The sequence below is a fragment of the Bacteroides sp. MSK.20.12 genome (assembly GCF_019052435.1).
Lineage (GTDB): Bacteria > Bacteroidota > Bacteroidia > Bacteroidales > Bacteroidaceae > Bacteroides > Bacteroides xylanisolvens.
In genome coordinates this window covers 16,087-28,317 of the sequence record NZ_JAHQVH010000041.1, presented here as the reverse complement: position 1 = coordinate 28,317, position 12,231 = coordinate 16,087, and the positions used below count along the sequence as shown (strand labels likewise).

The window sequence follows — 12,231 nt, the reverse complement described above, 5'->3', positions numbered from 1 at the left end:
AGAAAAAGATAGCAATAAAAAAGGGTTGCCCGACGTATCATACCGGCAACCCTCTATCATTTACAAGATTGGTCAAATTACTTCATAACAGCTTTCACTTGAGGAAGCATCTTTTTCACATTTTCATTTTCCGGAGAGATCTTAGCAGCCTCTTCCAAATAGTCTAATGCTTCTTTAAATCTTCCATCCGCTTTTGCTTTTTCTGCAGCATATTTGTCTGCGTCTGAATTTGCTAAAGGAGCAGCTTTCTTCAGGATATTAGCTCCGTCATTATAACACAAAACTCCTAAACTGTACAATGCATTTGTTTTATACTGCTTGTGATCCAACGGAATTACTTTCTTGAAACAATCTTCTGCTTCTTCTGCTTTTCCAGCTTTCTGTGCTGCAAGTCCTGCTTTCAAATAATGAAGACCATAATTCTTCACCATTGTCTTATTCTTAGGATCGACTTTCAGCCCTTCTTCTAATGTAGCTACATATTCAGCAGTCTTCTTTTGTGCATCTAAAGCCAAAGCTTTACGAGCATACGCATTTCCTATATTAAATTTTTTCTGAATAGCAATATCGAAAAAGGTCACGGCTTCCGCATACTTTTTCACTTCGTCTGCTGCTATACCACAATAGTAAGCTGTTGCAGAATCTTGATTATTAGTCTGTTTCAGATATTCGCTGAACTTCGCATACGCTACTGGATAATTTTTAGCATTAAATGCATCATTTCCTTCTTTTTTCAATTGCTCTGGGGCGGTTTGTGCAAAAACATTAGTCACTACAATACAAAATGCAAATAAAAAAATCAATTTCTTCATAACTTTATGTGTTTTTTAGTTGTTTATCGTCCAAAAGTAGAAGTTATAATAGAAAAACACAACCGTATTTTATTTTTTTGACCTTTTTGAAACCTATATAACTTTCGTTATTCTTCGTAAAAATGACGTTTTCCTATTTATTCATCCCAAACCATATAACTAAACAAAATATTTCTCTTTTATAAATTACTGATTCATAGCCATAAAGAAAAATATGAATAAAAAAGTGCCGGAAAGTTTTTGAATTTTCATAAAAAGCACTACCTTTGCATCCGCAAATAAGGCTGGTTCCGTAGCTCAGCTGGATAGAGCAACGCCCTTCTAAGGCGTGGGTCAAGCGTTCGAATCGCTTCGGAATCACTTAGCAGAAAGGCTGATTATCAAATGGTTAATCAGCCTTTTTACTTTTCTAATTAGCTGCTATTGATTAAAAAAAAACGAGAAAACTCTCACTTTTGAGCAATTTACCTTGTCGAAATCTTGTCCGAGTGTTTTCTCTAAATTTTGAAACTATGGCAACAATCAGATTAGCTCTAATCCCAGCAAAGGTGTTAAGTGATGGATCTCACAAAATTTGTATAGCCATCCATCACAAAGAAGAAACAAAGTACATTGTCACTCGATTCAAAGTCGACAGTCTTTCACAATTCAAAAACGGGCAAGTAGTCAAACGTCCAGACGCAGCACTAATCAATACCAAACTACGTAATATACTCAATGAATACCAAGAGAAACTTGACAGCATCAAATGCATTCAGGGTTCCTTTGGGGTCAGCCCGAAAAAACTTCTATTTTTAATTATGACTGCACTGATAGTAGTTGGATGTAGTAAAAGTGATGAAGAAAAAAGTGACATTCAGGAAATTTGGCTAAATGGATACAAAGCTCTTACTCCAGAGTCTGATTACGAAAATATTTCCACCACATTTTTATTATTTAAGGCTGACAACAATGAGGAATTTGATGTGAAAAAGCAAACTTTTTCAGGGAATATACTTGATTATCAAAAAATACAAGATGAAACTTGGAATTTGCTGTCAAAATCAAAAATTAAAAAGAAAGATGGTAGCATAGTTGATGCTACTTATTCTATATTTGCCTCGTCAATAAAGGAAACATATACTTCCGCTAAAGTAAAGATTGGTAAATATTTTATGGTAGCAATATATAGCGACTCTAAAACAGGATATCATTGGCTATATTCAAATAAATATGCTTGTCAATATGTTGACATACCATATCGATATAATCCATGGGACTATTCTGTGGTTTTCCCATGTGATTTGCATAATTATGGAAAGATAGAATGGGTTTCATGGAATCAAACTCCTTATCCATATGAGTTTGAATTTTCAAAATAGGTCCATCTGCCGAAAACATTTAAAATCAGCAATACTCATTTCAAATCGGACTCTCTATAAAATAGAGCAATTTCTCAAGCTCTGAAAATAAAATATAGATACCTCTAACACTTTACTGTATCTGTTTCAAATTGCTAATAATAAAGCGATGAATTCAAATTCATCGCTTTATTATTAGCCCTAGATGGAAATATTTCCTTTACTCTTTTGTATTCTCATCCCCCATTATACCTGATGAAGAATTATCAGGAGCCTGATCTATCAAATCCATAAACTGATCCAGTTTAGGAGTTATAATAATCTCGGTCCGGCGGTTACGAGCTTTTCCTTCTGCCGTATCATTACCGGCTACCGGATTAAATTCACCTCGACCGGCAGCAGTCAGGCGTTTGGGATTTATACCATAAATATTCTGTAATGCCTGAACAACAGATGAAGCACGCAACGCACTCAAATCCCAATTATTACGTATATTCGTACGAGATATCGGATCGGTATCTGTATTTCCTTCTACCAGAACATCATAATCTTTGTAGTCCTGAATGATTTTGGCTATTTTACTAAGCACAGCCTCTGCTTTATTGCTAATTTCATAACTTCCTGATTTATAAAGCATGTTATCTGCTAAGGAAATATATACAACACCTTTCAATACCTTAATATCCAAGTCACGCATCTCTTCACGGGTAAGCGAACGGGTAAGTTTATTGACCATTACGAGATTCAAAGAGTCTGATCTATTCTTTTCTTTAACCAAATGCTGGATGAAACGGTTTGAAGCATTGATCTCATCTATTAACTTACCCATATTCATATTCCCTTGAGAGCTCTGTGTAAGACTCTTATTCAAGATGCTTTGCATATCGGACAAGCTCTTGCGTAACTCACTATTATTCCGCTGCGCTTCGGCAAGTCTCTCCTCAAGACTTGTTGAACGTGCCTGATTTTCTCTTAGCTGCAATTGACTTTCCTGATATTCTTTTTGCAACTTTGTATAATCAGTTTTTAAACCTTTAAATTGCTTCTGACTTACACAACTCGCCAATACTATACATCCTGTCAGTACTAACAACGGTCGAAAAAGATTCTTCATAACTCTATTATTTTAATTACTAACTTTTTAAGTGACCAACTGCAGCCGTTTCCACAACAATTGCGTAAATCGGTTGGTTATGAACACATTTATCGAGATAAAGCTCGAACGACCTTATAACATTTCAAAAGAACGAAAAGTTTAGTATGTAAATAAAATCTGTTTTTATCAGAGTTTGATCCATCCTGCCAAGTTATCCAACTTAATTTTATAAATTTGCACCATACTAAAACATTACTGCGTGAAAAACAAACGTTGGATTTATTTAGCAATTACTTCCGCAATTATAGTGTTAGGATTGGCTTCCCGAAAACATGGTGATATATTGCCCGAATTTATCGCAGAGTATTCAGGCGATACGCTTTGGGCAGCCATGGTGTATTGTGGAATACGCTTTCTTTTCCCGTCATTATCTATACTCAAGACCATTGTTATTTCCTTATTATTTTCTTATTGTATAGAAATTAGCCAACTATACCAAGCAGACTGGGCAAATACTGTACGAAACACCACACTTGGAGCATTAATCTTTGGACATGGTTTTCTATGGTCAGATATGATCTGTTATACTGTTGGAGTATCATTATCCGCTGTTATAGATTCAGGAAGGATTATTATCTCCCAAAAGAGAAACCCCTAGAAAAAAAGCACTGCAAACCTACTTTGTTTACAGTGCTCTTTCCGATTATCATTTAAACTACCTATCACAATCTACAATGAAAACTATCGCTCAAAGGTAACTTCTTATTAGTGGAAACAACCTTTATTTCATTTTCACCAGGTTCTAGTTCCACATTTTTCCATTCCAGAATAGCATACGAATCCGGTATTGCTTTACCATAACTCTTACCGTTTACAAACAATTCGGCTCCTGACAGATTCGTGAAAGCAGTAATTGTTTGCAAACGTTGTGTACGTACTGTGTTACGTTTGCCTGTTAAATAAAGCATTGGTTCTTCCCTATTCCAGTTGGCCTTATAGAAGTAGAAAGCATCTTTACGAACTTTCCGGTCGAAGGTAACCAAACCTTTATCATTAATTCCGGGACGGTCTCCTTCAGTGCGATGTGCAGCGCCAAAATCAAACATATTCCAGACAAAGCTCCCCCATACATAAGGACGGGAAGAGATTGTTTTCCAGTTTTCAATGTGATAATACGTCTGCCAGTTTTCAGGATGCCACCAACTGGTTGGTACAGTTTTAACCAACGAATCTTGTTGATGGTAAATACTTGCGCCGGCACCATATTCACTGATAGCAATACATATTTCCGGATGATCCTTATGCATTCGATCCAACCATTTCCCCAAATCAGCGGGAGTGCCACCATACCATCCATCATAACGGTTCCAAGCAATAGCATCCGTTATGAAATTCAAATCTCCCATTTGATTACTTGCGGAGGTCGTAGGCCGGGTAGTATCTTCCTGATGTGCCAGCACATTTAATTCTTTGATGTACTCAACCGGATTATCTCCCAACTCCGTCAACTCATTAAACAGCCCCCATACACAAATAGAAGGATGATTATAATGTTGACGAATCAGTTCTTTGAGCTGCTCTTTTCCGTTGGCACGGAAAGCAGGTAAATCCACAAAACCTTTATCATTATATCCACCAGGACCCACAAAAGGTATTTCAATACTACAAAGTTACTACAAAAAAGTGAAATGCGGAAAAATATAGTGATAGGATTGAGTTACAAGGGTTTTAGTTGAAGTGGCGATAATTCGTGAAGCCATTACAATCCTTGCCGAAGCCAAATCCTGACGCCGCAACGTTACTTGTTCGTAACCATGCCCGATAATACGACAAACGGGTACGAATAGCGAAACAAGACACTAAGGAATAGTGAGTTACCTACAACTCACGCAAAAAATTTGGTTACAGAAAAAGATTGCGCCGATCCTCCCCGTTTTGCGTACCGACATCGGACTCTTCACCAACTAATTTTGAAACCAAAAAAATTAAGGACGATGAAGAGTACATTTTCAGTCATCTACTACCTCAAGCGTCAGGTAGTGAAAAAGGACGGGACAGTTCCCGTCATGGGACGCATCACGGTGGACGGCAGCCAGACGCAGTTCAGCTGCAAGCTGACAGTCGATCCGAAGCTATGGGACACCAAAGGAGGACGTGTCACGGGCAGAAGCGCGGCGGCACTCGAAACGAACCGTATGCTTGACAAGATGCGGGTACGCATCAACAGGCACTATCAGGAAATCATGGAGCGTGACAACTTCGTCACGGCGGAGAAGGTGAAGAACGCCTTTCTCGGACTGGAACACCGCTACCACACGCTGATGCAGGTATTCCGCCAACACAACGAGGACTACGAGAAACAGGTGGAGGCAGGCATGAAGGCAAAAGGCACGCTGCTGAAGTACCGTATCGTTTACAAGCACCTGCAAGAGTTCCTCGACATCCGCTACCATTTGAAGGACATCGCACTGAAAGAGCTTACCCCGGCTTTCATCTCCGACTTCGAGATGTTCCTGCGCACGGACAAACACTGCTGCACCAATACCGTGTGGCTGTACGTCTGCCCTCTAAGGACGATGGTGTTCATCGCCATCAACAACGAGTGGCTGACACGCGACCCGTTCCGCGAGTATGAAATCAAGAAGGAAGAAACGACACGCAGTTTCCTAACCAAAGAGGAAATCCGCCTGTTTATGGACGGGAAACTGAAAAACGCCAAACAGGAACTGTACCGCGACCTCTACCTGTTCTGCGCGTTCACCGGGCTGTCGTTCTCGGATATGCGCAACCTCACGGAAGAGAATATCCGCACCTACTTCGACGAACACGAGTGGATAAACATCAACCGCCAGAAAACGGGCGTGGTGTCCAACATCCGCCTGCTTGACATCGCCAACCGCATAATCGGCAAATATCGGGGGCTGTGCAGTGACGGCAGGATATTTCCCGTCCCGCATTACAACACGTGCCTTGCCGGTATCCGTGCTGTCGCCAAGCGTTGCGGTATCACCAAGCATATCACGTGGCATCAGAGCCGCCACACGGCAGCCACGACGGTATTCCTCTCCAACGGTGTCCCCATCGAAACGGTCAGCTCCATGCTCGGACACAAGAGTATAAAGACGACGCAAATTTACGCGAAGATAACCAAAGAGAAACTCAATCAGGACATGGAGAACCTTGCCGCAAGGTTGAACGGCGTCGAGGAATTTGCAGGTTGCACCATCTAAAAAGAAAAGCCATGAAACGTGACATAATCATCATAGAAGACAAGGCGGTCAGCGTAACCGGTAACGACGTGTGGATGACCGCCACCGAAATAGCCGGACTGTTCCATGCGGGCGTCCCGGCAGTGAACGCCGCCATCAGAGCCGTCCGCAAGTCGGACGTGCTGAACGACTGCGAGGTGTGCCGCTACATGCAGCTTGAAAACAGGCTGTACGCGGACGTGTACGCCCTTGAAATCATCATCCCGGTCGCCTTCCGGCTGAACACCTACAACACCCACCTGTTTCGTACATGGCTGGTGGGAAAGGCTATCACAAAAGATAAACGGCAGGCATACGTGATGTTCATTCAAAACGGAAAAGCCGGGTATTGCTGATTGCACATACCCCATAAGAAAAGGAAACGGGCAGCACCACAAAAGGTGTCGCCCGTTTCCTTTTTCATGCCAGCGTCACTCCAGCGGCTTGCGGTAGTTCGCTTCCAGTACCTCGCGCAGCCCCGTTTCCGGGTAAAGCACCTTCCCTCCCAAAAGGATAAAGGGCAACATGCGGTTGTTGCGGTATTCCTGCAAGGTGCGTCGGCTCACGCGGAGCAGTTCCGCCACCTCGCCGTCCGTCAGGTAACGTTCCCCGTCCAGCGGGGGACGGTAGCTTTCCATAAAGGCGGACAGCCATTTCGAGCCTTTGCGCATATCCTGCACCACAGAGGCTATCGGCTCGTCTTCCATCGTAAAAACGTTGTCGTTTTCGTTCATCATAACTTCGGATTCAGTGGGTGAATAAATCAAATCATCTGCTGTGCGGATAGAGCGTGCCGACAAGCGGTATCAGCCGCTTCACCTCCTCCGGCTTGTAATAGAACCTGCGGTTTATCTGCGAGTAGCCGATAAGCCGCCTGTCACGCAGCGTCTGCAACGTGCGCGGGCTTATTCTCAACTGCCCGCAGACCTCCTCGCCCGTGAGCCATCTTTCCATGCGCCCCGTGTCGCTTTTGCGCCTCAGGGCGGCGACCTTCTCCGAGAGTGCGCCGAATGCCGCCACCATCATCTCGAAAGTCTTTTTCTCGATAGATACTATTTCCATATTCATGCAATTATCGGTTGCCCGCAAAGGTAACGGTACGGTCCCGAATACGTGTCGTTTTCCGCTGAAAGGCTGCCTGTTGCGCCGTTTGACCGGGTTACGGAGCCATCTTCCGCAAAAATCTTACGTGAGTCACGTAGTGAGTTGTTAAAGCCCCTTTTGTTTATTGCCGAATTTTGCCGCAGATATAAAAAGAAAGGACTGAATATGAAAGTGATAACGATGGAAAGTTCCGTCTTCCGGTCATTGACGGAACAGATAGCGGAGATTGCGGCACACGTCCGTGCCGTCTCCGGCGACAAGAGAGCGGCATCGCCCGACAGGTTGCTCACCACACGCGAGGCTGCGCACCTGCTTAACGTGAGTACCCGCACCCTCCAGCGTATGCGCAGCGAGCAACGCATCGGCTATGTCGTGCTTCGCGGCAAATGCCGCTACCGGCAGTCTGAAATCAACCGCCTGCTTGATGAGTGTACCGTCAACGAGGACGCCGCGACACCGCAGGAGCTGAAACGCAACCACACGCTACGAACGGGAGGCAGCCACAAAGGAAGGAGGACATAACTATGGAACTGCTCACACGGAACAACTTCGAGGGCTGGATGCAGAAGCTGATGGAACGGCTCGACCGTCAGGACGAACTGCTGCTGGCGATGAAGGCGGAGGAACGACAGCCCGCCCTCACGGAAAGCATCCGCCTTTTCGACAATCAGGACTTGTGCATGCTGCTCCAGATAAGCAAGCGCACACTGCAACGTTACCGCAGCGTCGGCGCATTGCCCTACAAGACACTGGGCAAGAAAACCTATTACAGCGAGGAGGACGTACTGACATTCCTTTCCAACCATATCAAGGACTTCAAAAAGGAAGATATAGCCTTCTACAAGGCTCGTATCCATAATTTCTTTCATAAATAACCCATTAAAACATTTTTCAGATGGCAAAGAAAAAAGACGAAAAGGACGTGCTGGTAGTCCGTGACGAGAAGACGGGCGAGATCAGCGTGGTAGCCGGGATGAACGCGGACGGCACACCCAAGCGCACCCCTGCAAAAGCGGAGAACGCGCAGAGTTTCCTGCAATTCGACAGACATGGCGACGTGCTGGACAACTTCTTCAAGAACTTCTTCCGGCAGTGCAAGGAACCCAGCCGCTTCGGTTTCTACCGTATCGCGGCGGACCAAGCCGAAAATCTCTTGGAGGTGATGAAGCAACTGCTGAAAGACCCGGAAGCGAACAAGGAACTGCTTGCTCCTCACAAGGTGGACACCTCCGGTTATGAGAAGAAGGTGCAGGAAGAGATGGCGGCACAACAGACAGCGAAACAAGAACCTCAAAAACAGGAGAACATGGAGCAACAGAAAGAACAGCAACAGGACAATCCCGAACAGTCGCAGGGCAAACGGGGCTACCAGCCCATCGACGAGGGTAAAATCAACTGGCAGGAACTGGAGGACAGATGGGGCGTGAAGCGTGACGACCTTGAAAAATCCGGCGACCTTACTAAGATGCTCCACTACGGCAAGTCCGACTTGGTGAAGGTCAAGCCCACCTTCGGCGGTGAATCATTCGAGCTGGACGCCCGCCTTTCCTTCAAGAAGGACGGCGAGGGGAATGTAAGCCTCGTGCCGCACTTCATCCGCAAGGAGCAGAAACTGGATGAATACAAGGAACACAAATTCTCCGACGACGACCGGAAGAACCTGCGCGAAATGGGCAACCTCGGCAGGGTCGTGGACATCGTGGACAGGGAAACGGGCGAGATCATCCCCTCCTACATCAGCATCGACCGCAAGACGAATGAAATCACGGACATTCCGGCAAGCAGGGTGCGCATCCCGGAGCGCATCGGCAAGACGGAAATCACCGCGCAGGAGCGGGACATGCTCCGCGCCGGGCTGCCCGTACGCGACAAGCTCATCGAGCGCAACGACGGCAGGAAGTTCGTCACCACCCTGCAAGTGAACGTGGAGCAGCGCGGCGTGGAGTTCGTGCCGGGAACCGGCAAGTCGCCCCGTACCGCACAGACACAGGAAACCAAAGGCGACACATCGAAAAGTCAAGCGCAAGGCGGGGAAAATGCCGCCCAGACCAAAAAGGAGCAACGCCGCAACACGTGGACGAACGAGGACGGCAGCATCCGCCCCATCAGCAAATGGAGCGACGCGAACTTCACCGAACAGCAGAAAGCCGACTATGTGGCGGGCAAAGCCGTGAAACTGGAGAACGTGACCGACAAGCAGGGCTTCCATGCCACGATGTATATCAAGTTCAACCCGGAGAAGGGTCGCCCGTACCGCTACGAAACAAATCCCGACATTGGGCAGCAGGTCGCCCCGTCCAACGAGAGCCGCACGCAGGTGGCGGTGAACAACGAGGGCAAGACCAACGAGGCGACAAAGAACCTGAAAGAGCCTTTGCAGAAAGGTCAGACCGCCCCGAAGGACGCCCGCCAGCAACAGCAGCAGGACAAGCCGCAGAAGAAAACGGGCAAGGGCATGAAAGTATAGACCGATGTCCGCCACTGAATCCAAAATAAAATCCAAAGTATCAACAAAAAAGAAGAAGACATGAAGACAATCATTGCAGAAAAGCCCTCCGTGGCACGTGAAATCGCCCGCATAGTGGGCGCGACAAAGAGAGAGGAAGGATATTTCGAGGGAGGCGGCTATGCCGTGACATGGGCATTCGGACACCTCGTCCAACTTGCCATGCCCGACGGCTACGGCGTGCGCGGGTTCGTCCGTGACAACCTCCCGATTATCCCCGACACCTTCACGCTCGTCCCCCGTCAGGTCAGGACGGAGAAGGGCTACAAGCCCGACAACGGCGTGGTGTCGCAGATAAAAGTCATCAAAAGGCTGTTCGACACCAGCGACCAAATCATTGTTGCAACCGATGCCGGACGCGAGGGTGAACTTATCTTCCGCTATCTCTACCACTACACGGGCAGTACCACCCCGTTCGTGCGCCTGTGGATAAGCTCGCTCACCGACAAGGCTATCCGCGAGGGATTGCGTAAACTCGAAGACGGCAGCAAATACGACAACCTCTACCTCGCCGCCAAAGCGCGGAGCGAATCCGACTGGCTCGTGGGCATCAACGGCACGCAGGCGTTATCCATCGCCGCCGGACACGGCACATATTCAGTCGGACGGGTGCAGACACCCACGCTGGCGATGGTGTGTGAACGCTACTGGGAGAACCGCCGTTTCACGCCCGAAGCCTTCTGGCAGCTCCATATCGCGACGGACGGTTGCGACGGCGAGGTCGTGAAATTCTCATCCTCCGAAAAATGGAAGTCGAAAGAACCGGCAACGGAGCTATACAATAAGGTAAAGGCGGCAGGTTGCGCCACCGTCACGAAAGCCGAGCGCAAGGAGAAGACGGAGGACACACCGCTGCTGTACGACCTGACCACGCTCCAGAAGGAAGCCAACGCCAAGCACGGTTTCACGGCGGAACAGACGCTTGAAACCGCGCAGAAACTTTACGAGAAGAAGCTGATAACCTATCCGAGAACGGGTAGCCGCTACATCCCCGAAGACGTGTTCGCCGAAATCCCCAAGCTGCTCGCCTTTATCGGCACGCAGCCCGAATGGAAAGACAAGGTGCGGGCGAAAGCCGCCCCGACACGCCGCAGCGTGGACGGCGGCAAGGTGACAGACCACCATGCCCTGCTCGTCACGGGCGAGAAACCGCTGTTCCTTTCCAAAGAGGACGGCATCATCTACCACATGATTGCCGGACGCATGGTCGAGGCATTCTCCGAAAAATGCGTCAAGGACGTGACCGCTGTCACGGCGGAATGTGCCGGAGTGGAGTTCACCGTGAAAGGCAGCGTCATCAGGCAAGCCGGATGGCGTGCCGTCTATGGCGAGGAAAACAAGGAGGAAACCACCATCCCCGGCTGGCAGGAAGGCGACACGCTCACGCTGAAAGCCACCTCCATCACCGAAGGAAAGACCAAGCCCAAGCCGCTGCATACCGAAGCCACCCTGCTCTCGGCAATGGAAACGGCGGGCAAGGAAATCGAGGATGACGCACTGCGGCAGGCGATGAAGGACTGCGGCATCGGCACTCCCGCCACACGCGCCTCCATCATCGAAACGCTCTTCAAGCGCGGATACATGGAACGCTGCAAGAAGTCGCTTGTTCCCACCGAAAAAGGACTTGCCCTCAATTCCGTCGTCAAGACGATGCGTATCGCCGATGTCGCCATGACGGGCGAATGGGAAAAGGAGCTGGCGCGTATCGAGCGCGGGGAACTGTCCGCCGACACCTTCCGCAAGGAGATAGAGGCGTACACACGTGAGATAACCTCCGAACTGCTCTCGTGCGACAAGCTCTTCGGCAGCCGTGACTCCGGCTGCGCGTGTCCCAAGTGCGGCACGGGCAGGATGCGGTTCTACGGCAAGGTAGTACGCTGCGACAACACGGAGTGCGGACTGCCCGTGTTCCGGCAGAAAGCGGGACGCACCCTGTCCGATGATGAAATAAAAGACCTGCTCACCGACGGGCACACCAAGCTGCTCAAAGGCTTCAAGAGCAAGCAGGGCAAGAGTTTCGATGCCATAGTCGCCTTTGACGGGGAATATAACACAACGTTCGTGTTCCCGGAAAAGAAATGCAAGTCTTCCTATCCGAAAAAAAGGAAATAATCACTAACTTTGC

General features: G+C 47.7%; 12 protein-coding genes, 1 tRNA gene and 1 pseudogene. 9 read left to right on the top strand and 5 right to left on the bottom strand.

Annotated elements, in window-relative coordinates; genetic code table 11:
- Nucleotides 1-77: 77 nt before the first annotated feature.
- Nucleotides 78-812, bottom strand: a complete 735-nt coding sequence (locus KTR06_RS18675; protein ID WP_008022494.1) for a hypothetical protein — start codon at nt 810-812, stop codon at nt 78-80.
- Nucleotides 813-1,098: 286 nt separating this feature from the next.
- Between KTR06_RS18675 and KTR06_RS18670 the strand changes: the two genes are divergently transcribed.
- Both KTR06_RS18670 and KTR06_RS18665 read left to right on the top strand, forming a co-directional pair.
- A tRNA-Arg gene (locus KTR06_RS18670) sits at nt 1,099-1,172 on the top strand.
- Nucleotides 1,173-1,324: 152 nt separating this feature from the next.
- On the top strand, nt 1,325-2,173 hold the full coding sequence (locus KTR06_RS18665) for an Arm DNA-binding domain-containing protein (protein WP_004295838.1): 849 nt from the start codon (nt 1,325-1,327) through the stop codon (nt 2,171-2,173).
- Between the two features lie 199 nt (nt 2,174-2,372).
- Here KTR06_RS18665 and KTR06_RS18660 read toward each other — a convergent pair whose 3' ends face one another.
- The gene (locus tag KTR06_RS18660; RefSeq protein ID WP_004295837.1) at nt 2,373-3,266 is read right to left on the bottom strand and encodes an OmpA family protein; all 894 of its coding nucleotides are present in this window, start codon (nt 3,264-3,266) and stop codon (nt 2,373-2,375) included.
- A 241-nt stretch (nt 3,267-3,507) separates the two neighbouring features.
- Here KTR06_RS18660 and KTR06_RS18655 point away from each other — a divergent pair, with 241 nt between their 5' ends.
- On the top strand, nt 3,508-3,906 hold the full coding sequence (locus tag KTR06_RS18655; RefSeq protein WP_004295836.1) for a DUF2809 domain-containing protein: 399 nt from the start codon (nt 3,508-3,510) through the stop codon (nt 3,904-3,906).
- Nucleotides 3,907-3,970: 64 nt separating this feature from the next.
- Here the strand turns inward: KTR06_RS18655 and KTR06_RS18650 are convergent.
- A pseudogene (locus KTR06_RS18650) lies at nt 3,971-4,906 on the bottom strand (glycoside hydrolase family 2 TIM barrel-domain containing protein); the annotation flags it as partial.
- A 336-nt stretch (nt 4,907-5,242) separates the two neighbouring features.
- On the opposite strand from KTR06_RS18650, the gene KTR06_RS18645 reads away from it, so the two are divergent.
- Both KTR06_RS18645 and KTR06_RS18640 read left to right on the top strand, forming a co-directional pair.
- Nucleotides 5,243-6,478 carry a site-specific integrase gene (locus KTR06_RS18645; RefSeq protein ID WP_005816767.1) on the top strand — a complete coding sequence of 412 codons (1,236 nt, stop codon included), beginning with the start codon at nt 5,243-5,245 and terminating at the stop codon, nt 6,476-6,478.
- Between the two features lie 11 nt (nt 6,479-6,489).
- Nucleotides 6,490-6,852, top strand: coding sequence for a hypothetical protein (locus KTR06_RS18640; RefSeq protein ID WP_005816769.1), 363 nt, complete (start codon nt 6,490-6,492; stop codon nt 6,850-6,852).
- Between the two features lie 75 nt (nt 6,853-6,927).
- Here KTR06_RS18640 and KTR06_RS18635 read toward each other — a convergent pair whose 3' ends face one another.
- Nucleotides 6,928-7,233, bottom strand: a complete 306-nt coding sequence (locus tag KTR06_RS18635) for a helix-turn-helix domain-containing protein (RefSeq protein WP_005816771.1) — start codon at nt 7,231-7,233, stop codon at nt 6,928-6,930.
- A gap of 31 nt (nt 7,234-7,264) precedes the next feature.
- Nucleotides 7,265-7,564 (bottom strand): helix-turn-helix domain-containing protein, encoded by a 300-nt coding sequence (locus tag KTR06_RS18630; protein WP_005816773.1) that lies wholly within the window; start codon nt 7,562-7,564, stop codon nt 7,265-7,267.
- 201 nt (nt 7,565-7,765) lie between these two features.
- On the opposite strand from KTR06_RS18630, the gene KTR06_RS18625 reads away from it, so the two are divergent.
- Genes KTR06_RS18625 through KTR06_RS18610 form a run of 4 tightly spaced genes read left to right on the top strand, consistent with a single transcriptional unit; the run spans nt 7,766 to nt 12,218 of the window.
- The gene (locus KTR06_RS18625; RefSeq protein WP_005816776.1) at nt 7,766-8,122 is read left to right on the top strand and encodes a helix-turn-helix domain-containing protein; all 357 of its coding nucleotides are present in this window, start codon (nt 7,766-7,768) and stop codon (nt 8,120-8,122) included.
- A 2-nt stretch (nt 8,123-8,124) separates the two neighbouring features.
- On the top strand, nt 8,125-8,475 hold the full coding sequence (locus KTR06_RS18620) for a helix-turn-helix domain-containing protein (RefSeq protein ID WP_008759617.1): 351 nt from the start codon (nt 8,125-8,127) through the stop codon (nt 8,473-8,475).
- Nucleotides 8,476-8,495: 20 nt separating this feature from the next.
- Complete coding sequence (locus KTR06_RS18615) at nt 8,496-10,067, top strand: DUF3945 domain-containing protein (RefSeq protein WP_005816780.1); 1,572 nt, start codon at nt 8,496-8,498, stop codon at nt 10,065-10,067.
- A gap of 60 nt (nt 10,068-10,127) precedes the next feature.
- Entirely contained in the window at nt 10,128-12,218 is a 2,091-nt protein-coding gene (locus tag KTR06_RS18610) for a type IA DNA topoisomerase (protein ID WP_005816781.1), read from the top strand.
- Nucleotides 12,219-12,231: the final 13 nt, after the last annotated feature.

Excerpts from the sequence above, each read along its gene's own strand:
- KTR06_RS18635 (WP_005816771.1), bottom strand. The coding sequence starts at position 7,233 with ATGATGAACGAAAACGACAACGTTTTTACGATGGAAGACGAGCCGATA.
- KTR06_RS18620 (WP_008759617.1), top strand. The coding sequence starts at position 8,125 with ATGGAACTGCTCACACGGAACAACTTCGAGGGCTGGATGCAGAAGCTG.
- KTR06_RS18665 (WP_004295838.1), top strand. The coding sequence starts at position 1,325 with ATGGCAACAATCAGATTAGCTCTAATCCCAGCAAAGGTGTTAAGTGAT.
- KTR06_RS18625 (WP_005816776.1), top strand. The coding sequence starts at position 7,766 with ATGAAAGTGATAACGATGGAAAGTTCCGTCTTCCGGTCATTGACGGAA.
- KTR06_RS18645 (WP_005816767.1), top strand. The coding sequence starts at position 5,243 with ATGAAGAGTACATTTTCAGTCATCTACTACCTCAAGCGTCAGGTAGTG.
- KTR06_RS18610 (WP_005816781.1), top strand. The coding sequence starts at position 10,128 with ATGAAGACAATCATTGCAGAAAAGCCCTCCGTGGCACGTGAAATCGCC.
- KTR06_RS18630 (WP_005816773.1), bottom strand. The coding sequence starts at position 7,564 with ATGAATATGGAAATAGTATCTATCGAGAAAAAGACTTTCGAGATGATG.
- KTR06_RS18640 (WP_005816769.1), top strand. The coding sequence starts at position 6,490 with ATGAAACGTGACATAATCATCATAGAAGACAAGGCGGTCAGCGTAACC.
- KTR06_RS18660 (WP_004295837.1), bottom strand. The coding sequence starts at position 3,266 with ATGAAGAATCTTTTTCGACCGTTGTTAGTACTGACAGGATGTATAGTA.
- KTR06_RS18615 (WP_005816780.1), top strand. The coding sequence starts at position 8,496 with ATGGCAAAGAAAAAAGACGAAAAGGACGTGCTGGTAGTCCGTGACGAG.
- KTR06_RS18675 (WP_008022494.1), bottom strand. The coding sequence starts at position 812 with ATGAAGAAATTGATTTTTTTATTTGCATTTTGTATTGTAGTGACTAAT.